Source organism: Actinomycetospora sp. C-140 (genome assembly GCF_054796175.1).
This window is the reverse complement of sequence record NZ_JBTWNF010000018.1, coordinates 62,876-89,272: the sequence shown is the minus strand read 5'-3', so window position 1 is coordinate 89,272 and position 26,397 is coordinate 62,876. Positions and strand designations below refer to the sequence as shown.

Genomic DNA, 26,397 nt, shown 5'->3' with positions numbered 1-26,397 from the left:
ACTCAGTAGGCCACGCGGTCGGACTTCGCCAGCCAGGCCTCGAAAGGGTGGGCCCGCGTCGGCAGGTCGAGGGTCTCGACGGGTGTCGCCCACGTGGCGCGGTCGCGGTCGAACAGCTCGTAGAACTCACGGTCGTCGAACCCGCCGCGCGCCGCGTCGTGGCGGTCGGCGGCGTAGACGACGCGGTCGACACGTGCCCACAGCGCGGCGGACACGCACAGCGGGCACGGCTCGCACGACGCGTAGAGCGTGGCGCCGGCGAGCGAGAAGTCGCCGCGGACCCGGCACGCGTCGCGGATCGCGACGACCTCCGCGTGCGCGGTCGGGTCGAGGTCGCGGGTGACGCGGTTCTGCCCGCGAGCGAGCACGACCCCGTCGGCGACGACGACCGCGCCGAACGGCCCGCCGCCCTCGGCGACGTTCGTCGACGCGAGGTCGATCGCGTGGGACAGCCAGGTGGCGTCGTCGCTCATGGGCACGCCTCTCGTCCGTGATCGGGAGCGGTGACGGCCGGCGTGCGCTGGCGACCGGTACCGAACGTAGCCGCCCGTGGCCCCGCCGCGCGCCCGGTTCGTCGCGTTCCTGCGCGTGTGCCCGCCCCCGTCAAGCAGGCGGCACCACACGGTTGCGTGGGCGTCACGCCGTCGGGTCACGGTCGGGAGCGATCGACCGCGATCGACTCCGCCTCCGTGACCGGGATGGTGACCGTGAGCACGACCGAAGCGCCGTCCGAGAAGACCGTCCACCCCGTCGACGAGGTGCTGCCCCTGCCGCGCCTGCTCGTCCTGGGCCTGCAGCACCTGTTCATCATGTACGCGGGCGCCATCGCGGTACCGCTGATCGTCGGCCCGGCGGTCGGGCTCGACGAGGCCGACATCGCGATCCTCGTCAGCGCCGACCTGCTCGTCTGCGGGATCGCCTCGATCATCCAGTCGGTCGGGATCAGCAAGATTCTCGGCGTGCGGCTGCCGGTGGTCGCCGGCGCGACGTTCACCGTGCTCAACCCGATGATCATCATCGCCAACGCGTACGGCGGGCGGGACGGGCTGCCCTACGTCTACGGCGCGATGATCATCTCGGGGATCTTCGCGCTGATCATCGCCAAGCCCTTCTCGATGATCATCCGGTTCTTCCCGCCGCTGGTGACGGGCACCGTCATCGCGATGATCGGGCTGTCGCTGATCGGCGCGAACATCGGCCTCATCGCGGGCGACAAGACGTCGACGTTCACCGCCGAGATCCCGGTGCTGAACGCGCAGGGACAGCCGTTCCTGGACGCAGACGGCGAGGTCGCGATGATGACCAACCCGGACTCCGGGCAGATCTCGCACATCGTGCTAGCCGCGGTGGTCGTGCTGCTCATCGTCGTGATCGCGCGCTTCTTCCGCGGCTTCATCGGGCAGACCTCGGTGCTGCTCGCGATCGTCATCGGCACGATCGTCGCGATCCCGATGGGCCTCGTGGACTTCTCCGACGTCGCCACCAGCGGCTGGTTCGGCATCGCCGCCCCGTTCCACTTCGGACCCCCGAAGTTCGCGGCCGCGGCGATCATCTCGATGTGCATCGTCATGCTGGTGACCTACGTCGAGTCGACCGCCGACATGCTCGCGGTCGGCGAGATGGTCGGGCGTGACCTCAGCCCGAACGACCTCGCCCGCGGTCTCGCCGTCGACGGGCTCTCGGCGTTCCTCGCCGGGTTCATGAACTCGTTCCCCGACACCGCCTACGCCGAGAACGTCGGGCTGATCTCGATGACGAACGTGCGCAGCCGGTGGGTGGTGACGGTCTGCGGCATCGGGCTGGTGATCCTCGGCCTCGTGCCGAAGGTCGGCGCGGTCGTCGCCGCCCTGCCCGGGCCGGTGGTCGGCGGCGCGGCGACGGTGATGTTCGCGATGGTGACCGCGGTCGGCATCCAGACGCTGCACAAGGTGCGCTTCGGCGGCCCGGACAACCACAACCTGCTGATCATCGCCGTGTCGTTCTCGATCGGCCTGATCCCGACCATCCAGCCGGACTTCTACCAGCACTTCCCTCCGGACTTCCAGGTCATCTTCGGCTCGAGCATCACCTCGACGGTCATCGTCGTCTTCCTGCTGAACCTGCTGTTCAACCACTGGCTCCCGCACCTGCCGCGCCGCCAGGGGGCGCTGGAGACGGCCGTCGAGCACGGCGCGGTGACCGGCGCCGGGACGGGCGACCGCTCCGACCCCGACTGAGGTGCAGGGAGGTGTCAGCCTGGCGTCCACGCTGATGCTCAACGTCAGGAAATCCGCCAGCTCGCACGGGCGCTCAGCGGCTCTGGAGGCGGGTCGCCGCGACGTGGTGCCGGCTGACGATCTCCTCGGTGTCGGCGTGCACGAGCGCACCGTCGCGGACCACCGCCCGCCCGGCCACGACCGTGTGCCGGGCGGCCGTGGGCCCGCAGCGCAGCCAGGCGCTGACGGGGTCGGCGAGCGCGCCGGAGAACGCGATCCCGGTCTGCGGCCAGACCGCGAGGTCAGCGGCGGCGCCGGGGACGAGCGCGCCGATCTCCCCGTCGCGACCGAGGCAGCGGGCACCGTCGCGGGTGGCCATCGTCAGCACCTGGCGCGCCGACATCCCCGTCGGCCCACCCCGCACCCGGCCCAGCATCATCGCGTGGCGCGCCTCGATCCACAGCGAGCCCGCGTCGTTGGACGAGGATCCGTCGACGCCGAGACCGACCGGGCTGCCGGCCGCGCGGAAGTCGGTCACCGGGCAGATCCGCGCGTTCCCGAGCACGGAGTTCGAGGACGGGCAGTGCGCGACGCCGACCCCCGCGGCGCCGAGCCGGGCGATCTCGCCGTCGTCGGGGAAGAGGCAGTGCGCGACCCACGACCGGCCGGTCAGCCAGCCGACCTCCTCGAACTGGTCGATCGGGCGGCGCCCGAAGGTCTCGAGGCAGTAGGTGTCCTCGTCGGCGTCCTCGGCGAGGTGGGTGTGCAGGCGGACGTCGAGGCGCTCGGCGAGCTCGGCGGTCGCCGTCATCAGCTCCGGGGTGACGCTGAACGGCGAGCACGGTGCCAGCGCGACGCGGACCATCGCCTGCGGCGACGGGTCGTGGAACGCGACGACGAGGCGTTCGGAGTCGGCGAGCACCTCGTCGTCGTCCTGCACCACCGAGTCCGGCGGCAGGCCGCCGTCCTTCACCGAGCGGGTCATCGAGCCGCGCGTCGGGTGGAAGCGCAGCCCGACCTCCCCCGCGGCCCGGATCTCCGCCGCCCACAGGTCCCCGGCGCCGCGCGGGGCGACGTAGAGGTGGTCGGTGGACGTCGTGCACCCCGAGAGCGCGAGCTCGGCCAGCCCGACCCGCGCGGCGAGGTACGCGGCCTCCTCGTCCAGCCCGGCCCACACCGGGTAGAGCCCGGTGAGCCACTCGAAGAGCGTCCCGTCGGTGACCAGGCACCGGGTGAGGTTCTGGTAGAGGTGGTGGTGGGTGTTGACCAGGCCCGGCGTCACGAGGCAGCCGGAGGCGTCGAGGACGTCGGCCGCCGCCGGCACCGGCCCGGTGCCGACCTCGGTGACCACGCCGCCGCGCACGGCCACCCAGCCCCCGGCGAGCTCGGTGCCCGCGTCGTCGCACGTCGCCACGAGCGTCGCGCCCCGGACGAGCAGGTCGACGGGCTGCGCATCGGTCATGATCGGACGCTAAGGAGCCTGGCGGGCGCCGAGAAGCCCTCGCCGCCAGTCGTCACCGCGACGTCACATGGTGTCGAGGTGCGCGGCGACGGCGGCGTCGAGACGGGGCTTGTCGCCGGTCGCGAGGAGGTCGAGGAGCGCCCCGCGCAGCACGGCGAGGAGCAGGGCACGCTCGGCAGGGCGGTCGAGCGTCTGGTGCTCGGCGAGCAGGGCGTCCCAGTCGGCGACGGTCTGCGCCGCGAACCCCGCCCAGGGCCCGTGGTCGGCGTCCCCGACGGAGCGCGTGTACGCCTCGAGCCACAGCCGCAGCAGCGCGCGGTGCTCCTCGGCGGCGAGCCAGGCCCACACCCGCGCTCCGACCGTCGGGAGGTCCGCCGCGCCACCGAGCGCGTCGAGCACGGCGAGCTGGTCGTCCCGACTGCGAGCGAGCAGCGCGCGCACGAGCCCGTCCTTGCTGCCGAACAGGTAGAGCAGGACCCGCGGGCTCGAGCCGATCGCCTCGGCCAGCGGGCGCAGGCTCATGCCGGCCCACCCGTGCTCGAGGACCCAGCCGTACGCCGCGTCGAGCAGCTCCTGCTGCCGCGCGGAACCGGTCTGCTGGGTCACCGTGTTGTCAGCCTGGCGTCCACGCTGACGTCAGGCGTCAGGAAATCCACCCGCTCAGTGTGCTTCACTGAAACAGTCGTTTCAGTGAGGAGGTCGGCATGGGTGAGGTCACGATCCGCGAGCTGGGCGCGCCGGGCGATCTCGGCTGGGTGCTCATGGCGCACGGCGAGCGCTACGCCGCCGAGTACGGGTGGGCCATCGACGCGGTGACGGCGCCGATCGTGGCGGCCTACGCGACGCAGGCCCGCCCCGGTCGAGACGCGGGGTGGATCGCGGAGCTCGACGGCGTGCGCGTCGGCAGCGTGCTGTGCGTCGAGCGCGACGACGCGACGGCCCAGCTGCGTCTCCTGCTCGTCGACCCCGAGGCTCGCGGCCACGGCGTCGGGCGGCGTCTCGTGACGACGTGCGTCGACTTCGCCCGCGACGCCGGCTACCGGCGCATGGTGCTGTGGACCAACGAGCCGCTCGCCGCGGCCCGCCGGCTCTATCTCGAGGCCGGGTTCACGCTGACCGGCGAGGAGAGCCACGCCGACTTCGGCGTGGAGACGCTCGGGCAGTCGTACGAGCTCGCCCTGACTCCGTCGTGATCGAAGTACCGATACGGACGCTGAGCGTCAGTGACGGCACTTCGCTGACACATCACGCCAGCCCCGACACCTCGTCGGCGTCCAGGGCGCCGCAGGCGAGGCCGCGGCGCAGGAAGGCCACGAGGGCCCGTTCGGTCGCCGGTTCGTCGAGGACGCCCGAGGCGGCGCCCTCGCGGTAGGCGCGCAGGCGTTCCACGGCGCGGGGGGCGCTGGCGCGGTGCACGGCGTGGACGACGGCCAGGCGGATCGGGACGTTGCCGGGGTGCATGTCCCAGCCCTGACCGATGCCGAGCTCCAGCGCGCGGCGCACGATGCGCGCCTGGGCCCGCCACGCCGCCAGGACCTCGGACGCGGACCCCACCGGCAGCAGCGCGCTCGACCCGTCGCACACCGGCACGCCGAGCGCGGCGCCCGCCACCTGCAGGACCGCCTTGGCGTGCTCGGCCGCGGGGTGGTCGGCGCGCTGCTGGTCCGGCGCGACGCCCAGGGCCGCCGAGTAGTCGTAGGTGCCGTAGTGCAGGCCCGCGCAGCGCCCGCCCGCGGCGTCGATCAGGGACGTCACCCCGGAGAGCAGCGCCCGGGGCGTCTCCACCTGGATCTCCACGGGGATCGGGCCGAGACCACGAGAGGCCTCCACCGACGCGCAGAAAGCCACGAACGCGGCCACCTGCTCGGGCGCCGACACCTTCGGCAGCGTCACCCGCAGCCGGGCCGGGTCGCCGCCCGCGCCGAGGAAGGCGTCGAGGAACAGCGCCCAGGACCGCAGGCCGCGCCGCCGGGTCGCCGCCTCCATCGACTTCACGCGCGGCCCGGCCCGCCACGGTGCGCGCTCGCCGGCGAGCACCGCCGCCACCGCCGCGCCGGCGCGGGCGGCGTCCGCGTCCTCGACGTCGTCGCCGCGGTGGCCGTAGCCGTCCTCGAGGTCGGCGCGCAGGTCGGCGACGGGGCAGGACCCGAGGACGCGGCGCACCCGCGGGAGCACCGCCGGCAGGTCCTCGCCCACGTCGCCCACCAGCCCCGACCAGGTGTCCAGAGCGTCCAGCGCCGAGGACCCCCATTGCTGCGCCGTCGCCGCGGACACCCGGTCGGCGGGCACGTAGCAGACGTGGACCGGCTCCGGACCCCGCGCGGCCGCGGCGGCGCGGCGGGCCTCGTCGGAGGCCAGGACCGCGTCGACGCCGCCCAACGCCGCGTCGGCGTCCGCGACCAGACGGTCGAGGGGAGCGCTCACGGCACCCACAGGTCCCGCAGCCGCAGTTCGGTGATCTCCGCGAGCTGGTGGCGCACGACCTCGGCCTCGGTGGCCGCGTCGTGCTCGAGGCGCTCGTGCAGCAGCGCCAGCATGTCCGCGCCGCTGCGTCCCGACGCCCGTACGAGGTAGACGTGGCCGAAGCGCTCCTCGTAGGCGCGGTTGCCGGCGGCCAGGGCCTCCCGGTCCCGCTCCAGCACCCCGGCCTGCTCGGGTTCGCCACGCTCGCCGATCCGCGCGTGCACCGCGAGCGCCGCGCGCAGGTCGTCGTCGTCGAGCGTGGCGACGCCCGCGACGGCCGCGGCGACCAGCGCGTCGACGTCGTCGAAGGGACGCTTCGCCACCAGGTCGGCGGCCCACCGGGGCGCGGCGCAGCAGCCGCGCAGGACCGCCTCGGCCACCGGGCCGGGCAGCACGTCGAACCGTCGCGTCCCGGCCGCGGCCACCGCGTCGGCCGTCGGCCGCCCGAACAGCCGTAGCCGCGCGAACCCGCCGTCGGGACGGACCTCGACGCGGACACGGTCGACGAGCAGCCCGGTGTCCAGGCCCTCGGGCGCGCCGAACCAGTGCTCGGTGTCGGGCTGCAGCGGCGTGGCGGGCAGCAGCTCGGCGCCGTCCGGGCCGACCAGCCGCACGCTGCCCGGCGCGTTGCCGACGAAGTGGGTGGTGTCGACGACGACCTGGTGCACCCGCCCCGCCGCGCCGAGCCGGACGTCGACCCAGTCGAGGCCGTCGTCGCGGCGGCGGCGGGTCTCCCACCCCTCGCCCATGTGCGCCGCCGAGCCGGGGAGCAGCAGGTTCTCCGGCGGCGAGTAGTGGCGGTCGGACGCGTCGAGCACCCGGCCGCCGTTCGCGAGCGCGGCGAGGTCGACACCCAGCGAACGCCACCGCCGCACGTCCGGCAGCACCTCGCCGAGCACCCGCAGCCGCGCGACGCCGCCGTCGGGGTGGATGACGAGCCGGACGTGGGTGGCGGCGCGGGGTCCGTCGGCCTCCCAGCGGTGCTCGCTGCTCCCGGACAGCGGCCCTGCGCACAACGGCGTCCACGGACCCGCGGCCGCCTCGTCGGGCGACGGGTGGCCCTCGATCCACGCCGTCTCGACACGGCCCGACACCGGGTGGTTGCCGTCGAAGAACGCGGTGTCGACGACGACGGCGTGCACGAGCCCCGGCACGCCGAGCCGCACGACGGCCCAGTCGTCGCCGTCGGGACCGCGGTCGTCGCGGCGCCGGCGCGTCTCCCACCCGTCGTAGATCTGGCCCTTGTGCCCGAAGGTGTGCGCGGCGTGGGTGGGTGCCGCGGTGCGGACGAGGTTCTCCTTCTCGGCGAAGGTCTCGTCACTGGCGGCCACCACCCCGCCGCCGACGGCACGGACCGCGAGGTCGACGAGGCTCACGCACGCTCCCTGGTGGTCGGGGTCAGCAGGTGTCCGGCGCCCGGCGCGGCGCCGCGCAGCCACGCGCGACGGACCTCCCCGCGCACCTCCCGGCCGCCGTAGGGGCTGACGGGGTGGCGGTGGTGCAGCCGGGCCGGGTCGACGACGGCGGTGGCGTCGGGGGCGAAGGCGACGAGGTCGGCGTCGCGGCCGACGGCGAGCGCGCCCTTGGTCGTCAGGCCGGCCAGGGCCGCGGGCGCGGCGGACATCCAGGACACGACGTCGACGAGTCCGAGCCCGCGGGCGGCGGCGCCGGTCCACACGAGCCGCAGCCCCAGCTCCAGCGACGACACCCCGCCCCAGGCGTCGTCGAACCCGCCGGCCTTCAGCTCGGGCGGGCAGGGCGAGTGGTCGGACACGACGAGCCCGAGCGCGCCGTCGGCCAGCGCCGCCCACAACGCCTCGCGGTTGGCCTCGTCGCGGACCGGCGGGCAGCACTTCCCGGCGGTGCTCGCGAGGGCCTCGGCCGTGAGGGACAGGTAGTGCGGGCAGGTCTCGCCGGTGAGGTCCGAGTCGGCGACGACCCGCGCCGCCTCGGCCGCGGACACGTGCAGGACGTGGATGCGCGCGCCGGTGGACGCCGCGAGGTCGGCGAGCCGGCGGACCGCGGCGACCTCGGCATCGGGCGGGCGGGACGCGAGGAACCCGGCGTAGTCCGCCGACGCGGTCGGGGAGGCCGCGAGGACGCCGTCGTCCTCGGCGTGCACGACGAGCGGCACGTCCAGCTCGGCGCAGGTGCGCGCGGCGAGCGCGAGGTCGTCGGCACCCACGGGCGGGAACTCCGGCACACCGGAGTCGGTGAGGAAGCACTTGAACCCGGCGACGCCGTCGTCGACCAGCTCCGCCATCGCGTCCGGGTCCACGCGGCCGGCCGGATCCGGCTCCCCGTCGCGCAGCGGGACCGCGCCGCCCCAGAAGGCGACGTCGACGGCGACGCGACGCGCCGCGGCCGCGCGCTTGGCCGCGAGGGCCGCGCGCGTCACCGTCGGCGGGACGCTGTTCAGCGGCATGTCGACGAGCGCGGTGACGCCGCCGGCAGCGGCGGCCGCCGTCGCCGTCGCGAAACCCTCCCAGTGCGTCCGACCGGGCTCGTCGACGTGCACGTGGCAGTCGACGAGGCCGGGCAGCAGCACCTCGTCGGCGGCGAGATCGACGACCCGCGCCGCGTCCGGCGCGTCCTCGGGGTCGACGACCGCGACGATCCGGCCGTCGCGGACCGCCACGGCCGCGGGCGCGACCCCGGTCGGCAGTACCGCGCGGCGGGCCCGGACCACCAGGTCGGCGAGATCGACATCCATCGGCGCCGACCCTAGAGCAGCGGCGGGGTCCCGCCGGGGCGGTCTCTCCCAGCCATCCCTTGACAGCATCATCTAGTCCTGTTCTAGTAGCAAACCAACAGGTTGAGCACCGCCCGAGGAGACCGAGATGACCACCGCGACCCTGACCTCCACCCCGTCGATCAGCCGTCCCCGCGCGGCACGCGTCGCCCTCGCCGCCCTGCAGGTCGTGCTCGCCGCGACCTACGTGATGGCCGCGAGCGGCAAGGTCACGCTCGACCCCACCGTCGTCGCCGGTTTCGCGATGATGGGGATCGGTCCGGCGGGCATCGTCGCGATCGGCGTGCTCGAGCTCGCCGCCGTGGTCGGGCTGCTGATCCCGCGCCTGGCCGGGCTCGCCGCCACCGGGTGCGTGGCGCTGATGGTCGGCGCCACGATCACCACGGTCGCCACGATGGGCGTCGCGATGGCCGTCTTCCCCGCCGCCGTCCTCGTGCTCGTCGCCGTCGTCGCCTACGTGCGCCGCCACGAGACCGCTCAGCTCGTCCGCCACCCGCGCCGGACGCTGCTGCGCCGCTGACACCGCACGCCCGCGCCCGGCCGACGAGCACCGTCGGCCGGGCGCTTCGTGATCGTGGTGGATTTCCTCATGTTGAGCGTCAGCGTGGACGCCAGGCTGACAACACCTCGCGAGCCTCTCAGCAGAAGCCGGCGATCCCCGCCCAGGCGGCGTCGTCGGCGGGGACGTCGTCGCGGGTCACCTGGGCCTCGATCAGCCCGTAGGGCCGGTCGGCGGCGTACCAGACCTCGTTGGGGTTCTCGAGGCCCCAGGCGGACAGGTCGACGAGGAAGTGGTGCTTGTTCGGCATCGAGAACCGGATCTCGGCGATCTCCGGGTGCGCCTCGAGCACGCCCTGGCCCATCGCGTACAGCGTCTGCTGCATCGAGTAGCTGTGGGTGCCGGCGAAGAAGTCGAGCATCGTCTGGCGGACCGCCGCGAACGACGCGTCCCAGTCGACGTCGACGCCGACGTACCGCCAGCGCGCGGACACCGCGGTGGCGAGGATGCGGTCGGTGGTCTCGACCAGCGAGGTGTACTCGACGTCGGGGAAGCCCCAGAACTCGCTGCCGGTGCTCTTGAGCACGACGAGGTCGGTCAGCCCCGAGATCACGGTCTCCGCCCCGCCCCGCGCGGTGACCACGACGGTGCGGGTCTCGGTGCCCGAGCGCACGAAGGCGTGGTCGTGCGCGCCGCCGTCGGACGTCTCGATCCGCCCCCACGAGTACTCCTCGATCTCCTGGCGCGCGCCGGTGACCTGGTCGTACTTGTCGACGAAGTTCCGCGCCATCCGCAGCGCGAACTCCTCGATCGCCCCGACGCCGCCGGTGCGGGCGAGCGCGTAGACGGTGTTCTTCTGGGTGTCGGTCGCGATCACGGCGTCGTTGGCGCCGGTGGTGTGCGTCGCGGTGAAGTCGCCGAAGAGCTGGCTGGTGACGTTGAGGTCCTTGATGACGTGCCGCGGTGTCGAGCGGTCCACGTGGACCAGACGCACCTCGGCCTTCCCGTACTGGTTGGTGCCCAGGACGATGCCCACTCCGCGATCAGCTCCCCAGGTAGGTCGTGTGGGAGAAGGGTCCGGCGAGCACGGGCAGGTGGTAGTGCGCCCGCCCGCCGTCCAGCCGGACGTGCACGGTGATCCGCGGGTGGAACACCGTGCCGTGGGTCCGGGTGACGTACTCCTCGACGTCGAGGGTCAGCGTCACGTCCCCGGGCCCGAACGCCTCGTCGTTGAGCGCGCCGATGCGGCCGTCGTCGTCGGTGGTGCCGGAGCCCACCACGGCCCCGTCGTCGGTCCGCAGCACCGCCGGGATCCCGGCCGCCGGGCGGCCGGTGGCGATGTCCAGCACGTGGGTCGACAGGCGCTCGATCACGAGCGCACCTCCTGATGACGGTCGCGGGCAATCAGTAGAGGCGACCGATGTTGCCGCGCGGTGACGGGAGGGTTCCTCCCGGGTCGTCACCCGCCCGCCGCGGCCCCGGGGGTGGACGCCGAGGTGCCGGAGGCGCCGGAGGTGCCCGTCCCGTCCGCGGTGTCCGTGTCGCCGTCGTCCTCCGCGGTCTCGTCGTCCTGCATCGTGGCCACGGCGTCCTCGCTGGGTTCGTCCTGCGCGCCGGTCCGCAGGTCGATCTGCTCCCCGAAGTAGCGCAGGATCTCGGCGATCACGGCCGCCACGGGCACCGCGAGGAACGCGCCGGCGATGCCGGCCAGGCTCGTGCCGGCCGTCACCGCGAGGATGACGATCGCCGAGTTGAGCCCGAGGCCCCGGCCCTGGACCAGCGGCTGGAGCAGGTTCCCCTCCACCTGCTGCACCACGAGGATGAGGATCAGCACGCCGATCGCGGTGCCGACGCCCTTCACCACGAGCGCGATGAGCACCGACAGGGCGCCGGCGACGAGCGCGCCGACGATCGGGATGAACGCGCCGAAGAACGTCAGCACGGCGAGCGGCAGCGCCAGCGGCACCCCGAAGACCACCAGGCCGACGCCGATGAACACGGCGTCGACGAAACCGATGAGCGCCTGGCTGCGGATGAAGCCGCCGAGACGCAGCCAGCTGCGGGCCCCGACCTCAGCGAGGTGGTCGCCCGACGTGGGACCTGCGAAGCGGTGCAGCCAGGGCAGGAACTTCGGGCCGTCCTTGACGAACAGGAACGCGAGCACCAGCGCGAGCACACCGTTGACGACGCTGTTGGCGACCGTGGTCAGCCCGGTGAGCACGCCGGTCGCGATCTGCCCGGCGCTCTCCTGGATGCGCTGGGTCGCGGCCTGGATGTACTGGCCGATCTGGCTCGCGCCGAGGTTGAACGGCGGCCCCTGCAGCCAGCCCTGCACCTGCTGGACGCCGCCCACGGCGCCCTGCGCGATCAGCGGTGCCTGGCCCGCCACGGACGGGGCGATCAGCGCGACGATCCCGCCGAGGGCCGCCAGGCCCAGCAGGAGGACGAGTGCGGTCGCCAGCACGCCGGGCACCCGCCGGTTGCGCAGCCACGTCACCGGCGGCTCGACCACCGTCGCGATCACCAGGCCGAGGAACACCGGGAACACGACGTCCCAGAGGGCGACGACGAGGAACCCGACGACCGTCACCGCCGCGGCGACGAGCAGGAAGCGCAGGCTCCAGCGCGCCGTCCACGCGAGGCCCTCGCCGATGAGGTGCCCGCGCGACGGCGTCAGGCCGCGAGCGATGTCGCGCGACGCCGGGGCCTCGTCCATGGTCGCGAGTCTGTCAGCGATCGGGGTCCTCCGGCGGGATGCGGCGTGTGATCGCGTCGGGGTGCCCGCCGGCCCGCGGGTGTACGCCGCGCCCGCACGACGCAGGGCCCCGCCCGAGCGGATCGGACGGGGCCCTGCGCTGGGTGGTGCTAGCTCGCGACGGCCTTCGCGAGGCCCTCGTCGATGGCGTCCAGGAAGTCCTGGGTGTTGAGGTACGGCGCGTCCTTGCCGATCAGCAGCGCCAGGTCCTTGGTCATCTTGCCGTCCTCGACGGTCTTGACGCAGACGTCCTCGAGCTTCTGCGCGAAGTCGACCAGGGCGTCGTTGCCGTCGAGGCGCCCGCGCTGGGCGAGACCGCGGCTCCAGGCGAAGATCGACGCGATCGGGTTGGTCGACGTCTCCTTGCCCTGCTGGTGCTGGCGGAAGTGCCGGGTGACCGTGCCGTGGGCCGCCTCGGCCTCGACGGTGCCGTCGGGCGTCATGAGCACCGACGTCATGAGGCCGAGCGAGCCGAAGCCCTGGGCGACGACGTCGGACTCGACGTCACCGTCGTAGTTCTTGCACGCCCAGACGTAGCCGCCCTCCCACTTGAGCGCCGCGGCGACCATGTCGTCGATGAGGCGGTGCTCGTAGGTCAGGCCGGCCTTCTCGAAGTCGGCCTTGAACTCCGACTCGAAGATCTCCTCGAAGGTGTCGCGGAACATGCCGTCGTACGCCTTGAGGATGGTGTTCTTGGTCGACATGTAGACCGGGTAGTTCCGGTCCAGCCCGTAGCGCAGCGAGGCGCGGGCGAAGTCGACGATCGAGTTCTTGAAGTTGTACATGCCCAGCGCGACGCCCCCCTCCTCGGGGAACTTCGCGACCTGGAACTCCATCGGCTCGCCCTCGCCGTCGGGCGTGTAGCTGATGGTGACGGTGCCGGGCCCGGGGACCTTGAAGTCCTGCGCCAGGTACTGGTCGCCGTGGGCGTGACGTCCGACGACGATCGGCTTGGTCCAGTGCGGGACGTAGCGCGGGATGTTCGAGCAGACGATCGGCTCGCGGAAGATCGTGCCGCCGAGGATGTTGCGGATCGTCCCGTTGGGCGAGCGGTACATCCGCTTGAGCCCGAACTCCTCGACCCGCGCCTCGTCCGGCGTGATCGTCGCGCACTTCACGCCCACGCCGTGGCGCTTGATGGCGTTCGCGGCGTCGACGGTGACCTGGTCGTCGGTCTCGTCGCGCTTCTCGATGCCCAGGTCGTAGTACTCGAGGTCGATGTCGAGGTACGGGTGGATCAGCTTGTCCTTGATGAACTGCCAGATGATCCGCGTCATCTCGTCACCGTCGAGCTCGACGACGGTGCCCTCTACCTTGATCTTCGCCACGACTCGGGAGACCTCCTCATGCGGCGCGTCCGTCGGCGCCTGCTGACCTGCTCGCACGCTATCAACGGCCCCGCGGCGACGACGCCCGAGGAACCGCCCTGGTGCCGGGCGTCACCGATGGGGTCACCGGTAGGCGAGCGGTCCCCCGGTGATGGTCAGGGAGACGGCCACGACCACGAGCCCGAACAGGACGTAGGTGACGATGTCGACGCGCCGGCTGCGCACCGCGAGCAGACCGGCCGCGGTGCGGGTCAGGCTCGCGCGCAGCGCCCCCGCCATCAGGAGCGCGACGCCCAGCTCGGTGGTCCCCTCGCGCCAGTGCTGCATCCCGATCCGCGTGAACCCGATGGCGACGACGACCATCACCGCGAGGAACGGCACGTGCGCGCGCACCTTGCGCCGCCACTCGGCGCGCTTCTCCTCCGGCGTCCGCGCCGGGCGGGCATGGCGCCCGTGCCCCGCCGGCAGCATCTCGGTGGGGCTCTCGTCGGGCGGGGGCGGCGGCGCGGGCACCGGACGCAGCGGCGGGGGCGCGGAAGGCGCGGGGGGACGTGGCGCTGCCTGGCTCAGCAGCGGAGCCGCCTGGCCCCCGCGACCCGCGGCCTGGTCCGGCACCGGAGCCGCCTGACCCGCCCGTCCCGCGGCCTGGTCCGGCACCGGGGCAGCGCGACCGGCCTGACCCGCGGCCTGGTCCGGCACCTGGCCCGGGACCTGCCCCTGCCCCGGGACCGCTCGGGGTCCCGGTGGCGGTTCCGGCGGGCCCGGCGGTGTCGACCGGGGGGTCACGCTGGTCATCCGAGGGTCATCCGGCACTGCGCTCCGCGCGCTCGACGACATTGGTGAGCAGCATCCCGCGCGTCATCGGCCCGACCCCACCCGGGACGGGGGCGAGGTACGAGGCGACCTCGGCGACCTCGGGCGCGACGTCACCGACCAGGCCGTGCTCCCCGCGGGTGATGCCGACGTCGAGCACGGCGGCGCCGGGCTTGACCATGTCGGGCGTGACCAGCCCGGGCACGCCCGCCGCGGCGACGATCACGTCGGCGGCGCGCAGCTCGGCGGCGACGTCCTTGGTGCCCGTGTGGCACAGGGTGACCGTGGCGTTGACCGAGCGGAGGGTCAGCAGCAGGCCCAGCGGCCGGCCCACCGTCACGCCGCGGCCCAGGACGGTGACCTTCGCGCCGTTCAGCGGCACGTCGTAGCGGCGCAGCAGCTCGACCACCCCGCGCGGGGTGCACGGCAGCGGGCCGGGCTCCTGGAGCACGAGCCGCCCGAGGTTGGTGGGGTGCAGGCCGTCGGCGTCCTTGTCCGGGTCGATGCGTTCGAGCACCGCGCCGGAGTCGAGCCCCTTCGGCAGCGGGAGCTGGACGATGTACCCGGTGCACGCCGGGTCGGCGTTGAGCTCGTCGATCGCGGCCTCGACGTCGGCCTGGGTGGCGTCGGCGGGCAGGTCGCGGCGGATGGAGTCGATCCCGACCTTGGCGCAGTCGTTGTGCTTCGCCTTCACGTAGGAGTGCGACCCGGGGTCGTCGCCGACGAGCACCGTCCCCAGCCCCGGGGTGCGGCCCGCCGCCGTGAGCTTGTCCACCCGCACCCGCAGGTCCTCGAGGATCGCGGCGAGGGTGGCCTTCCCGTCCAGCTTGGTCGCGGTCACGACCTCATGATGGCAGGTCGGGCCGTGGGTCCCCTGTCACCCGACGCCGCAGCGGCCACGGCGCCGACGCGATGCCCGCCGCGACGAGCGTGAGCACGGCCCCGAGCACCGTGGTGAGCCCGGGCGTCCCGGCCGCGGAGGGCAGGACGAGGTCGAGCACGAGCGCGCAGACGATCTGGCCCGCGACAGCACCCAGCGAGAGCAGCAGCACGCCGATCTGGCCGACGACCCACGCGCCGAGCCCGATGAAGATCGCGCCGAAGGGCCCGCCGAGGTAGAGGTACCAGGCGCTCGGCGGCGGGTTCGGCGGCCCGACCAGGAGCACCGCGACGATCCCGGCCACGACGAGCGCGACGAGCCCCACCACGAAGTTGACCATCGCGGCCGGGAGCACCGAGGCGACGACGGAGTCGTGCCCGTCGGCGTCGGACCCGCCCGCGGCGGCGGCGACCCGCCCGTTGAGCGCCTGCTGCGTGGCGACGGCGACACCGGCGGCGAGCGGGAGCAGCGCCAGCGCCACCGGGGCGTCGGTGCTCACCGACGGCGCCACCGACAGCACGACCGCCCCGAGCATGAGCGCGGCGCCGACGAGGCGGGGCGGTGTCGTCGCCTGCGGCCCGGCGGGCCCGAGCCCGGCGCGGTCGACGACGAGACCGCCACTGGACTGGCCCGCGACGACGGCGATGGTGAAGAGCGCAGTGCCGAGGAGGTGGGCGGTCAACCCCTGCCCGGCGACCAACAGGGCGCCGCCCAGCCCGCCGAGCAGCTGCCAGGGCCGCAGCGTCCCCCGGCGCCGCGCCGCCCCGACCCGCCGCAACCCCCGCCGGCCCGCCGGCACGAGGGCGAGGAGCACGAGCAGCAGCGTCAGCCCGAGACCGAACGAGATGACCGCGGCGACCACGCCGTTCCCGAGCTCGGTGCCGAGCTCCGCGTTGACCCGGGCCTGCCCGACGATGAACGCGCCGGTGACGAACGCGCCGGCCAGGCCGAGGGCGGTGCGCGAGCGGGGTGGGGCCACGGTCCGGGGAACCTAACGCGCGCCCCGCCCGCGCGCCGTCCGGTCCGCAGCGCCCTCCGCCCCGCAGCGCCCTCCGCCCCGCAGCGAACGGTTATTTCGTGCGCATAGAAGCAGCGAACGCCACGTTCGCTGCAACGCCCGGATGCCTGGACGCCCGGCACCGACCGGGCGACTCAGCGGCCGGTGTGGCGGCGCAGGACGTCGAGCAGCTCGGAGTACGGCCCCACGAGGAACGCCTCGTCGCCGGCGGCGAGCCGGGTGTCGCGGCGGGGCGGGTGCTCGAGCACGGCCGAGCCGGCGCGGTGCAGTGCGACGACGCGGGTGCGGGCGGCGAGCTCGTGCAGCACGAGGCCGTCGAGGCCGCTGCCGGGCGCGACGGTCAGGCGTCCGAGCAGGAACGCCCGCCCGTGCACCGGGAACGTGCCGAGGACCGCCAGACCGAGGGCGCCGCCGACGAACCACGGGGCGGCGAGCTCCGCGACCGAACGGACGAAGCGGAAGTCGAAGCGGTCGGCGGCGGTGCGCGCGAGCTCGCGGTCGAGGATCCGCAGCACCACCGGCACCGCGCTCCAGCGCTCGCCGAGCGTCTCCCGCACCGCGAGCCCGGTCTCGACGTTGGCCATGTCGTCGCTGGTCACCACGGCGACCGCGGCGGCGTGCGGCACCCGGGCGGCGCGCAGGATGCCGGCGTCGGTCGCGTCGCCGAAGACCACGGGCGCCCCGGCCGCGCGGGCCCGGTCGAGGAAGCGGTTGCTCGCGTCGCGCTCGACGACCACCACTTCGCGGTCGCGCTCGCGCAACGCCTCCAGCACGGCGACCCCGACGGCCCCGAGCCCGATGAGCACGACGTGGCCGCGCGCCCCCGACGCCCGGCGGCGCCCGGCGGTCTCGGCGAGGCGCCTGCTGATGAGCATGTCGGTGAAGAAGGCGATGGGGATCGCCGTGGCGACGACGCCGGCGAGCATGAGGAACACCGCCCACAGCCGCAGCCAGAGCGCCTGCTCGGCGAAGCTGTAGTCGCCGAAGCCGACCGTGGCCACCGACTCGACGGTGAAGTAGAGCGCGTCGACCGGTGACATGCCCGGGTCGTCGTAGCCCAGGCTGAGCACCACGGTCGACACCACGATCAGCCCGAGCAGCGCGACGAGTGCCCAGCCGAGCCCTCGGTCGGCCTCGCGGACGAGCTGGACGAGGGCGGCCGCGCCCCGGCGCAGGCGGCCGTGACCCGCCCGTCGCGCCTCCGGATCCCAGCCGCCGCCGCGGCGCGTCACGCGGCGCTCCGGCGCGGGCCCGTCCGTCGCGATGCCCGCGGCGGCCAGCTCCGCGGGCGTGCCCAGCAGCGCGACCCGGTCGCCGGGCGCGACGGCGCGGTCGCGGCTCGGGCAGACGGCGGTGGCGGTGTCGTCGTGCTCGGCCTCCCGGGGCGTCACCGCGAGCGGCACGAGGTCCCCGTACAAGGTGCGGAGCGTCCCGGCCCGGGGCGCGGTCGTCGACGCGGAGAGGAACCGGTGCCCGCCGACGTCGAGCTCGTGCACCGGGCTCTGCAGGCACGCCTCGACCACCGTCGGCGTGGCCAGGGCGGCGACGTCGAGCACCGTGTCCGGGCCGGGCCCGCCCGCCACCGCACGGCCGACCGCCGCCGTGGCGAGCGCGGTCACGACGCGGACGTCGTCGCGCCGCTCGCGCACCACGAGCGCCAGGCGCAGCGCCCGGAGGTCGTCGGGCTCGGCGCAGACGACCGCCGACGCGGTGTCCAGCCCGGCGGCCTCGAGCGCGCCGGCCTCGGTGGCGTCGCGCTCGACCACCGTCGCGCCGAGAGCGCTCGCGGCCCGGTGGGTGCGGGCCGGGGCGGTGTCGTCGACGACCACCACCTCCTGGCCGGCGGCGACGAGCTGCTCGACCACCCGCAGCCCGAGCCCCTCGAGCCCGCACACCACGACGTGCGCGCGACGCGTCGCGTCCGTGGCGGTGCCGGGACGGGCCTCCGGGGCGCTCACCGCGGAGGGCGCCCGAGCCGTGCCGTCGCGGTGTTCGCCGCGACCACGCCGCCGGCGTAGATCGCGTGCTGCGCGACGCTGGTCGTGAGCAGGTCGCGCCGCCAGCGCCACGGCGGCGGGGTGTCGCCGAGCACCGGGAAGAGCCCGAGCGCCATCGCCTGGCACCCGGCGAGGAACAGCAGCCCGGCCGCGGGCTCGCCGCGCACCCTCTGCAGGGCGACGTGCCCGACCCCGACCACCGAGCCGTAGCCCCAGTGCACGAGCCAGAAGAGCGTCGTGCGTCCGCGCTCGGAACGCGGCGCCCACCCGATGACGCGGCGCAGCAGGGTCGACGCGGCGATGACGACGTGCTCGCTGTCGTCGTAGTCGAGGATCGCGGTGACGTCGGTGGTCGCGATGCCGTGCCGCCGGGCGTAGCGCCGGCGCCGGACGTGCGCCGCGAGGCTCATCGCCCCGGTGCCGACGGCGCCCCCGACCACGCCGCGGCCGGCCGCATACACCAGATCCCGGCTCCCCCGCCCCGCCCTCATGGACCGCAGCATGCCCTGAACCGGTTCACGGTGCGGACGGATGGGTGACGAACCCGCCCGACCCCCTCCGACTGGCCCGGTGCGCACGGGGCGTGTCTCACCTCACACTCGTCGTACACGCGGGGTACCCGTGGTGCTGCCACCTGGCCGAACGGTGGTGCGCAACGGGTCCCTACGCCACCGCGGACGTTTCACGAAGGAGTGGGAATGACCACGATCGACGAGCAGTCCGGCGCAGCCCATGCGGCACCCGACACCAGTGCCGACGAGGCAGCCGCAGCAGCAGCGGCCGCCAATCCGGCGCTGGTCGGCGTCCCGACGTTCGTCATCGGGTCCGTGGCACTCGGTCTGTACCTCATCGGGTTCACGGGCTCGTCGGACAACGCCGCCATCGGCATGGTGCCGATCCTGTTCGCCTCGAACGGCATCGGCCAGCTGATCGCCTGCATCTGGGCCGCACGCCTCGGCCAGGGTCCTGTCGCCGCCATCTTCGGCATCTTCGGCGCCTTCTGGATCAGCTTCCCGCTCCTCGTGCTCGGTCTCGGCCACAACTGGTTCGGGGACGCGACCGTCGAGGGGGCGGCCACTGCGGCGCAGGAGACCTTCCTGCTCACGTGGCTGATCGGCATCGTGGTGCTCACGCTGGCGTCGCTGCGCCTGCCGTCGATCTTCACGCTGCTGTTCGTGCTGGTCGACGCCGCCCTGCTGCTCGTGCTGCTGGGCACGGCGAGCGGCTCGACCGGCCTGCTCGCGATCGGCGGCATCGTCGTGTTCGCCTTCGCGCTCGTGGGCGTCTACCTGTTCGTCGACGCCATGGGCCAGGCGGCGGGCGGCAAGGCGATGCCGATGGGCAAGCCGATCATCGGCGGCTGATCCACCTCCGGCAGGGAGCGAGGGGCGTCCCCGCTGCGTCGCACCGCAGCGGGGGCGCCCTTCGTGCCGTCACCGGAAGTCCCGGGAGCTCGACGGCACCCGGAGCTCGAGGCGCTCGACGCGGTCGGCGACGAGGTTGACCACGCTCGGGGCGTCGTGGGCCCGCTCGACACGGCCACGGATGACGAGCGCGGCGCTGGTGCGCGCCACCACCCGGTGCCGGGCCCAGAGCCCCTCCGAGCAGACGACGTTGAGCATGCCGGTCTCGTCCTCGAGGTTGAGGAACGTCGTGCCGCCGGCGGTCGCGGGCCGCTGGCGGTGGGTGACCACCCCGCCGACCTCGATCCGCTCGCCCTCGGGCACGCGGGCGACCCCGGCCACCGAGTACGCCCCGCGCTCGTCGAGGGCCGCGCGCAGGTGGGTCACCGGATGGCTGTCGGGGGTCAGACCGGTGGCCCAGACGTCGGCGACGGTGAGCTCGACCGCGCTCATGCCCGGCAGGGCCGGGGCCTCGAGACCGACGGCGGTGTCGGGCAGGCGCTCGTGCCGCACGCCGTCGCGCACCACGCCGACCCCGGCCGCCGCCGCACCGGCCGCCCACAGCGCCTCGCGGCGGTCGAGCCCGAAGCAGCGCAACGCCCCGGCCGTCGCGAGCGCCTCGACCTGCGCGGTGGTCAGCGCGGCGCGGCGGGCGAGGTCGGCGACGTCGCGGTAGGGACCGCCGGCGTCGCCGTCCTGCGTCCCCTCCCGGCAGGCCACGATCCGGGCGGCCACCTCGTCGCCCAGTCCCCGCACCCCGGCGAGGCCGAGCCGGACGGCGACCCCGCCGGTGCTCTCGGGATGCGGCTCGAGCCCCGGGGTGTCGGCGGCGACCGCGACGTCGGGCCCCAGCACCACCACCCCGTGGCGGCGGGCGTCCGCGGTGAGCGACTGGGGCGAGTAGAAGCCCATCGGCTGGGCCCGCAGCAGCGCCGCGCAGAAGGCGGCCGGGTAGTAGAGCTTGTACCAGGCGCTGACGTAGACCAGCGACGCGAAGCTGATCGAGTGGCTCTCCGGGAAGCCGAAGTTGGCGAACGCCTTGGTCTTGCTGAAGATCGTGTCCGCGAGGTCGCCGGTGATCCCGTTGGCCGCCATCCCCTCGTAGAAGCGCTCGCGCATCCGCTCGATCCGCTCGCTGGAGCGCTTGGCCGACAGCGCCCGGCGCAGCTCGTCGGCCTCGGCGGCGGAGAAGCCGGCGACGTCGACCGCGAGCTGCATGAGCTGCTCCTGGAACAGCGGCACCCCCAGGGTCTTCGCCAGCGCCGGCTCGCAGAGCGGGTGGTCGTAGACGACGCGCTCCAGCTCGTTGCGCCGGCGGATGTAGGGGTGCACCGACCCGCCCTGGATCGGCCCGGGGCGGATGAGGGCGACCTCGACGACCAGGTCGTAGAACTTGCGGGGCCGCAGCCGCGGCAGCGTCGCCATCTGCGCCCGGGACTCGACCTGGAACACGCCCACCGAGTCGCCCTCGGCGAGCATGGCGAACACCGCGGGGTCGGTGGCCTGCAGCTCGTGCAGCTTCACGCGGACGTCGTGGTGCGCGGCCACGAGGTCGGCCGCGTAGTGCAGCACCGAGAGCATGCCCAGCCCCAGCAGGTCGATCTTGACCAGCCCGACCGCGGCCGCGTCGTCCTTGTCCCACTGGATGACGCTGCGCCCCGGCATCCGCCCCCACTCCACGGGCACCACCTGGTCGACCGGGCGGTCGCAGATGACCATGCCGCCGGAGTGGATGCCCAGGTGGCGGGGGAAGCCCGCGATCTGCTCGGCGAGCGATGCCACCGCGGCGGGCATCTCCGGCACCTGCCCCGCGAGCTCGGCGCCTGGACCCCACCGGTCGATCTGCTTGCTCCAGGCGTCCTGCTGGCCCTGCGAGAACCCGAGCGCGCGGGCCGCGTCGCGCACCGCCGAGCGCGGCCGGTAGGTGATGACGTTGGCGACCTGGGCGGCGCGGTCGCGTCCGTAGCGGGCGTAGACGTACTGGATGGCCTCCTCGCGGCGGTCGGACTCGATGTCGAGGTCGATGTCGGGATAGCCGTCGCGCTCCGGGGAGAGGAAGCGCTCGAACAGCAGGCCCATCTCCACCGCGTCGACGTGGGTGATGCCCAGCGCGAAGCAGACCGCCGAGTTGGCCGCCGACCCGCGGCCCTGGCAGTAGATGTCGTGGTCGGTGCAGTACTGCACGATGTCGGCGACGATGAGGAAGTAGCCCGGGAAGCCCTGCCGCTCGATGACGTCCAGCTCGTGGTCGATCACCTCGAACGCCCGCGGCGAGCGCAGCCGGTCGCCGTAGCGCACCCCCGCCCCCATCCAGGTCAGCCGGCGCAGCCAGCTCGCCTCGGTCTCGCCCTCGGGCACCGCGAACGGCGGCAGCTCGGGCGCGAGCAGCTCGAGGGAGAACGCGCACTCGCGCCCCAGGGTCGCGGCGTGGGCGACGGCCTGCGGGTGACGGGTGAAGCGCGCGGCCATCTCCGCCCCCGACCGCAGGTGCGCCGGGCCCGGCGGCAGCCAGCCCTCGGCGTCGTCGAGGCTGCGCCGCGCCCGCACCGCCGCCAGCGCGGCCGCGAGCCGGGCGCGGTCGGGCGTCGCGTAGTGCGCCCCCGTGGTCGCCACCGTGCGCAGGCCCCGCCCGCGGTCGGCGCGCGCGGCCAGCTCGGCCAGCGCGGCGTTGCGCTCGGTGTCGTCGGGCACGCCCTGGTCGGTGAGCTCGACCGCGACGTTCTCCGCCCCGAACAGCGCGACCAGCCGCTCGATCTCGCGGGCCGCCGCGTCGGCACCGCCGGCGGCGAGCGCCCGGCGGACCGATCCCTTGCGGCATCCCGTGAGCACCTGGACGTGCCCGCCGAGCGTCGACGCGACCCGCTCCGGGTCGTACACCGGGCGCCCCTTCTCCCCGTGGGTGTGCATCTGGCCCTCGGTGATCGCCCGTGAGATCGCCCGGTAGCCGTCGGGGTCGCGGGCCAGGACCAGCAGGTGGTCGCCCTCGGGGTCGGGCACACCGTTCTGCGGCGCGGACAGCCCCAGCGAGAGCTCGGCGCCGTAGACCGTCGGGACCCCCAGCTCCTGCGCCGCCTCGGCGAAGCGCACCACCCCGTACATGCCGTCGTGGTCGGTCAGCGCGATGGCCTCGAGCCCCAGCCGCGCCGCCTCCTCGACCAGCTCCTCCGGGTGCGACGCGCCGTCGAGGAAGCTGAAGTTGGAGTGCGTGTGCAGCTCGGCGTAGGGGACGGCCGCGCTCCGCGTGCTCGTCCCGCGCGGCGGCCGGTACGGCGTGCGTTGCCGGCTCCACGCCGGGCTGTCGCCCCCGTCGCCGGGGAAGTGCTCCTCGCGCGGCGCCCGGATCCGGCCCGGGCCGTCGACACGGTCGCCGTCGTCGAACGCCAGAGGGTCGCGGACGAAGTCGTCGGGGACGTCCGACTCCGGGGGCCAGGGACCGACGTGGCCCTCGTGCGGCTCGCTCTCCCGGCCCGCGCGCCCCCCACGACCCTGGATCGCGTCGCGCGTCCCGTTGCCCCGCCCCTGCAGACTGGGCCCGTCGGACGGGCGCCCCGAGAGCAGGCGCTCCATCTCCGACCAGCTCACCGGCGGGTTGCCCCAGCCCATCCGCGCCTCCATCGATCGAACACGTGTTCGACACGATAGACGACGGGTCCGACAGCGGGCACGCCGTCGGGACCGGCGGCCCGCGGCCCTCGGGACCGGCGGAGCGGGTCGCTCGGCGCGCCGCGTGGCCGCCCCCCGAGTCCCGCGACCGGCGCGGTGCCCAGGATCGGACGGCACCTCCGGCATGCCGGTGCCGCGCGCCGCCCAAGGGGCCGCGCTGCCACTCGTGATCCGCCCGGGTGCTCCTCTCACCCGATGACATCGGGTGAGAGGAGCACCTGGAGCGATCTTGCCGGCGCCAGCGCGCCGCCCGAGGGCACGCCGCGGCCGACGATCCCCGGGAGCGATCTTGCCGGCGCCAGCGCGCCGCCCGAGGGCACGCCGCGGCCGACGATCCCCGGGAGCGATCTCGCCGGTGCCAGGGCGCCGGATCGCGATCAGGGCGTCGTACGTGACGGGTCGCGATCGCGCGCACCCGGTGCTCGTGATCTCCGAGCGGCCCGGGCCTCGTCGGACACACACGCGATCGCGGGCAAGTGGATCGACGCCCAGCGCGACCGCGACGTCGACCGATCAGTCGTAGATCCCCTCCACCGCCCAGGCGCCGTCGCGGTGGACCAGCAGCAGGGCCCGGCCGACCGCGTCGGCGCCGGAGGCGACCGGGTCGGGGGCGAGGTCGGCGGCCGGGTCGGCCTCGGGGACGCGGCCGGCGGCGATCTCGTCGGCGTCGGTGCTGCACACCACCTGGATGCGCACGCCACCGCCGGCCACGGCGCGGGGGTCCCACCAGCGGCCCGGATCGGGCCAGGGACCGCCCCAGGCGCGGACCGGGGCGGTGGGCGCGGCCGGGTCGGTGCCGAGCGCCACGTGGGCGGGCGACGCCGACAGCTGCCCGCGGGACGCCCGGCGCACCGGGGCGCCGCCGGCGTCGAGCACCCGGGCGGGCAGGGGCTCGGGCGGCACCCGCGCCGGCGAGGGCGCGGGGAGCGTGCCGGGCCAGGGCGCCTCCGGGTCGACCGCGGGCACCCGCTCGTCGCCCCACGGCACCAGCCGGATCCGCTCCCCCGGACCGCGCCCGCCGCCGGGCACCCCCGTGAGCACCTCCTCGGGCCCGAGCAGCCCCTGCACGCGCACCAGCGCCCGCCCCGCCCGCTCGTCGGCCACCCCGACCTCGCCCCACAGCCCGAGCTGCAGCCGCCCCGCCTCGACGACCTCCTCGGGCACCAGCCGCAGCACGGTGAGCCCCCCGTCGCCGCTGCTGTCACCGCGGCGGCGCGAGAGCCAGCCCTCGAGCTGCCAGCGCACGCGGTCGGCGGTGCCGTTCGGGGTCAGCGGCTCGGCGCAGCGCCACACCCGGGCGAGCTCGTCGCCGGCCGTCGTGCGGGCCTGCACCCCCAGCCGCGTGCACGCCAGCCCCGCGCGGCCCAGGGCCTCGTGCAGCCGCTCGGACAGCGACCGGGCGGCGAAGGCGGCGGCGTCGACACGGTCGACCGGGGGATCGAGCGGCAGCTCGACGGTGAGCTCGTCGGGGATGCGGCGCCGCGAGGGCGGGCGCTCGTCGAGCCCGCGGGCCAGCCGGTGGGCCCGGACGGCGGCCGCGTCGAAGCGCGAGGCCACGTCGGTGGCCGACAGGTCGGCGAAGGCGCCCAGCGTGGTGAGCCCGAGCCGGCGCAGCAGGCCGATGAGCTCCGCGCGCGTGGCGCTCGCGTCGTCGTCCGCGCCGGCGGTGTCGGGCTCGACGCCCGGCTCGAGCTCCAGCTCGGTGACCGGCAGGGGCGCGAGGAACCCCGGACTCTCCCCGGGCGGCACGAGCAGCGACCGGCGCGCGGCGAGCCCGGCGGCGAACAGCCCGTCGGCGATGCCCACCTGGCACTCGGTGCGGGTGCGTCCCGCGACGTGGTCGACCAGGCGCTCGGCGATGACCTCCTCGCCCCCGAAGTAGCGGGCGGGCCCCCGCGCCGACAGCGCCACCAGCCCCGGACGGACCACCTCCACCCCGGGCGTGAGCTCCTCGACCGCCGCCGCGACCGGCTCGAAGCACCGGGCGTCGCGCTCGGGATCGCGGGCCAGCACCGCGAGGTCCGGACAGCGCGCCTGGGCCTCGCGCCGGCGCAGCCCCCGGCGCACGCCCTGCGCCCGCGCCGTCGCCGAGCACGCCACCACCCGGTGCGACGCCAGCACCGCCGCCGGGCGCGCGGGCGGCAGCCCCGCCTCGGCCGCGCCGGCCACCACCGGCCAGTCAGGACACCACAGCGCCAGGACCCGCGCCGGCGCGCTCACCCCGCCACCCCGATGTGCCGCGGCGCCTCCCGGAACCCCGGCTCCGCCACCGGCTCTCCCCCCGGCTCCGCCACCGGCTCTCCCACCGGCCGGGGCGGACCCGTCAGCGGCGCCCCCACCGGCAGCTCCCCGTCCGGCACGCACGTCCCGGCCGGCCCCGGCAGCAGCAGCGGCACGTCCCGCTCGCCGGGGCGGCCGCGGGCGGCGCACCGCGCACGGACCCGCCGCGAGCGCAGGCGGCCCGCGCCGTCACCCCCGAGCCCGGCCCACGCGCTGCCCTCGGCCCGCAGCTCGACCTCGGCCCCCGGCCACGTGCCCGGCGCCCCGACCGGCACCAGCACCGCACCCCGCTGACGGACCCGGGCCCCGAGCCGCTGCCGGTCGCCCGCCCCCCAGCGGACGCCGGGCAGCGTGGTGTCGAGCACGACCACGTCCACCCCGTCGACCAGCGACGCCACCACCGCCGCCGGGCGGGGGCCGGGACGGGGCACCAGCGCCGTGCGGGACAGGTCGAGCCCCGCCTCGGCCGCGGCCTGGATCCCCAGGTCGGCGAACCCCACCAGCGCGCACCACGACCCGCCCCCCGACGCCTCGGCCAGCAGCGCGAGCAGCAGCGACGTCGACCCGCACACCGCCACCGTCGACCCGCGCCGCAGCCCCCCGTCGGGCAGGAGATCCACCAGCGGGGCGGCGACGGGCAGGACCCGGGCGGCCTCGGGATCAGCGCGGGGATCAGCGCGGGGCTCCTCCGGGACCGGCTCGGCGGGCGCCACGACCGGCTCCCCCGCGGGGACGGACGCCGGAGCCGCCGCGCCACGCCCCGCGCGCCGGGCCGGTAGCTCCGAGGCCCGCACCACCCCGAGATCGGCCCACCGCCGCAGCGGGGAACCCTGCCCGTCGAGCACCGACGACGCACCACCCATAGCGCCCTCCTCGAACACGTGTTCGA

General features: G+C 75.1%; 22 protein-coding genes. 4 read left to right on the top strand and 18 right to left on the bottom strand.

The features are described from left to right. Positions 1–2 precede the first annotated feature (2 nt). A complete protein-coding gene (locus ACR9E3_RS25610) occupies positions 3–473 on the bottom strand; it encodes a nucleoside deaminase (RefSeq protein ID WP_460383525.1) in 471 nt (156 codons plus the stop codon). A gap of 234 nt (positions 474–707) precedes the next feature. On the opposite strand from ACR9E3_RS25610, the gene ACR9E3_RS25605 reads away from it, so the two are divergent. After that, positions 708–2,216 carry a nucleobase:cation symporter-2 family protein gene (locus ACR9E3_RS25605; protein WP_460383524.1) on the top strand — a complete coding sequence of 503 codons (1,509 nt, stop codon included), beginning with the start codon at positions 708–710 and terminating at the stop codon, positions 2,214–2,216. A 73-nt stretch (positions 2,217–2,289) separates the two neighbouring features. Here ACR9E3_RS25605 and ACR9E3_RS25600 read toward each other — a convergent pair whose 3' ends face one another. Next, positions 2,290–3,657 carry an 8-oxoguanine deaminase gene (locus tag ACR9E3_RS25600; RefSeq protein WP_460383523.1) on the bottom strand — a complete coding sequence of 456 codons (1,368 nt, stop codon included), beginning with the start codon at positions 3,655–3,657 and terminating at the stop codon, positions 2,290–2,292. 63 nt (positions 3,658–3,720) lie between these two features. Then, on the bottom strand, positions 3,721–4,263 hold the full coding sequence (locus ACR9E3_RS25595; RefSeq protein ID WP_460383522.1) for a TetR family transcriptional regulator: 543 nt from the start codon (positions 4,261–4,263) through the stop codon (positions 3,721–3,723). Between the two features lie 98 nt (positions 4,264–4,361). On the opposite strand from ACR9E3_RS25595, the gene ACR9E3_RS25590 reads away from it, so the two are divergent. After that, positions 4,362–4,850 (top strand): GNAT family N-acetyltransferase, encoded by a 489-nt coding sequence (locus ACR9E3_RS25590; RefSeq protein ID WP_460383521.1) that lies wholly within the window; start codon positions 4,362–4,364, stop codon positions 4,848–4,850. A gap of 52 nt (positions 4,851–4,902) precedes the next feature. Here the strand turns inward: ACR9E3_RS25590 and ACR9E3_RS25585 are convergent, their stop codons facing one another. From ACR9E3_RS25585 to allB, 3 genes are read right to left on the bottom strand one after another with little or no spacing between them, the layout of a single operon-like run. Then, positions 4,903–6,081: a DUF6986 family protein gene (locus tag ACR9E3_RS25585; RefSeq protein ID WP_460383520.1), complete on the bottom strand. Its 1,179-nt coding sequence runs from the start codon at positions 6,079–6,081 to the stop codon at positions 4,903–4,905. Next, complete coding sequence (gene alc / locus ACR9E3_RS25580; protein WP_460383519.1) at positions 6,078–7,496, bottom strand: allantoicase; 1,419 nt, start codon at positions 7,494–7,496, stop codon at positions 6,078–6,080. The genes ACR9E3_RS25585 and alc overlap by 4 nt, the downstream gene beginning before the upstream one ends. Further along, positions 7,493–8,833 (bottom strand): allantoinase AllB, encoded by a 1,341-nt coding sequence (gene allB / locus ACR9E3_RS25575; RefSeq protein ID WP_460383518.1) that lies wholly within the window; start codon positions 8,831–8,833, stop codon positions 7,493–7,495. The genes alc and allB overlap by 4 nt, the downstream gene beginning before the upstream one ends. A 127-nt stretch (positions 8,834–8,960) precedes the next feature. Between allB and ACR9E3_RS25570 the strand changes: the two genes are divergently transcribed. Then, complete coding sequence (locus tag ACR9E3_RS25570) at positions 8,961–9,392, top strand: DoxX family protein (protein WP_460383517.1); 432 nt, start codon at positions 8,961–8,963, stop codon at positions 9,390–9,392. Positions 9,393–9,510: 118 nt separating this feature from the next. Here the strand turns inward: ACR9E3_RS25570 and pucL are convergent, their stop codons facing one another. The 9 genes from pucL to ACR9E3_RS25525 all read right to left on the bottom strand — a co-directional run bounded on the left by pucL (position 9,511) and on the right by ACR9E3_RS25525 (position 18,653). Next, the gene (pucL, locus tag ACR9E3_RS25565) at positions 9,511–10,407 is read right to left on the bottom strand and encodes a factor-independent urate hydroxylase (protein WP_460383516.1); all 897 of its coding nucleotides are present in this window, start codon (positions 10,405–10,407) and stop codon (positions 9,511–9,513) included. Positions 10,408–10,414: 7 nt separating this feature from the next. Beyond that, complete coding sequence (locus ACR9E3_RS25560) at positions 10,415–10,744, bottom strand: hydroxyisourate hydrolase (protein WP_460383514.1); 330 nt, start codon at positions 10,742–10,744, stop codon at positions 10,415–10,417. An 86-nt stretch (positions 10,745–10,830) separates the two neighbouring features. After that, positions 10,831–12,087, bottom strand: coding sequence for an AI-2E family transporter (locus ACR9E3_RS25555; RefSeq protein WP_460383513.1), 1,257 nt, complete (start codon positions 12,085–12,087; stop codon positions 10,831–10,833). A 149-nt stretch (positions 12,088–12,236) separates the two neighbouring features. Next, entirely contained in the window at positions 12,237–13,454 is a 1,218-nt protein-coding gene (locus tag ACR9E3_RS25550) for an NADP-dependent isocitrate dehydrogenase (protein WP_460383511.1), read from the bottom strand. A 123-nt stretch (positions 13,455–13,577) separates the two neighbouring features. Continuing rightward, entirely contained in the window at positions 13,578–13,967 is a 390-nt protein-coding gene (locus ACR9E3_RS25545) for a DUF3017 domain-containing protein (protein WP_460383509.1), read from the bottom strand. Between the two features lie 289 nt (positions 13,968–14,256). Then, entirely contained in the window at positions 14,257–15,108 is an 852-nt protein-coding gene (locus tag ACR9E3_RS25540) for a bifunctional methylenetetrahydrofolate dehydrogenase/methenyltetrahydrofolate cyclohydrolase (RefSeq protein WP_460383508.1), read from the bottom strand. Between the two features lie 4 nt (positions 15,109–15,112). After that, on the bottom strand, positions 15,113–16,126 hold the full coding sequence (locus ACR9E3_RS25535; protein WP_460383507.1) for a DMT family transporter: 1,014 nt from the start codon (positions 16,124–16,126) through the stop codon (positions 15,113–15,115). Between the two features lie 173 nt (positions 16,127–16,299). Continuing rightward, entirely contained in the window at positions 16,300–18,123 is a 1,824-nt protein-coding gene (locus tag ACR9E3_RS25530) for an NAD-binding protein (protein ID WP_460383506.1), read from the bottom strand. Further along, positions 18,120–18,653, bottom strand: coding sequence for a hypothetical protein (locus tag ACR9E3_RS25525; protein ID WP_460383505.1), 534 nt, complete (start codon positions 18,651–18,653; stop codon positions 18,120–18,122). The genes ACR9E3_RS25530 and ACR9E3_RS25525 overlap by 4 nt, the downstream gene beginning before the upstream one ends. A gap of 207 nt (positions 18,654–18,860) precedes the next feature. Here ACR9E3_RS25525 and ACR9E3_RS25520 point away from each other — a divergent pair, with 207 nt between their 5' ends. Then, positions 18,861–19,526: a GPR1/FUN34/YaaH family transporter gene (locus ACR9E3_RS25520; RefSeq protein WP_460383503.1), complete on the top strand. Its 666-nt coding sequence runs from the start codon at positions 18,861–18,863 to the stop codon at positions 19,524–19,526. A gap of 69 nt (positions 19,527–19,595) precedes the next feature. Here the strand turns inward: ACR9E3_RS25520 and ACR9E3_RS25515 are convergent, their stop codons facing one another. The 3 genes from ACR9E3_RS25515 to ACR9E3_RS25505 all read right to left on the bottom strand — a co-directional run bounded on the left by ACR9E3_RS25515 (position 19,596) and on the right by ACR9E3_RS25505 (position 26,371). Beyond that, complete coding sequence (locus ACR9E3_RS25515; protein WP_460383502.1) at positions 19,596–23,168, bottom strand: error-prone DNA polymerase; 3,573 nt, start codon at positions 23,166–23,168, stop codon at positions 19,596–19,598. A gap of 573 nt (positions 23,169–23,741) precedes the next feature. Beyond that, positions 23,742–25,448: a DNA polymerase Y family protein gene (locus tag ACR9E3_RS25510; RefSeq protein WP_460383501.1), complete on the bottom strand. Its 1,707-nt coding sequence runs from the start codon at positions 25,446–25,448 to the stop codon at positions 23,742–23,744. Continuing rightward, positions 25,445–26,371, bottom strand: a complete 927-nt coding sequence (locus ACR9E3_RS25505; RefSeq protein ID WP_460383499.1) for a hypothetical protein — start codon at positions 26,369–26,371, stop codon at positions 25,445–25,447. The genes ACR9E3_RS25510 and ACR9E3_RS25505 overlap by 4 nt, the downstream gene beginning before the upstream one ends. Positions 26,372–26,397: the final 26 nt, after the last annotated feature.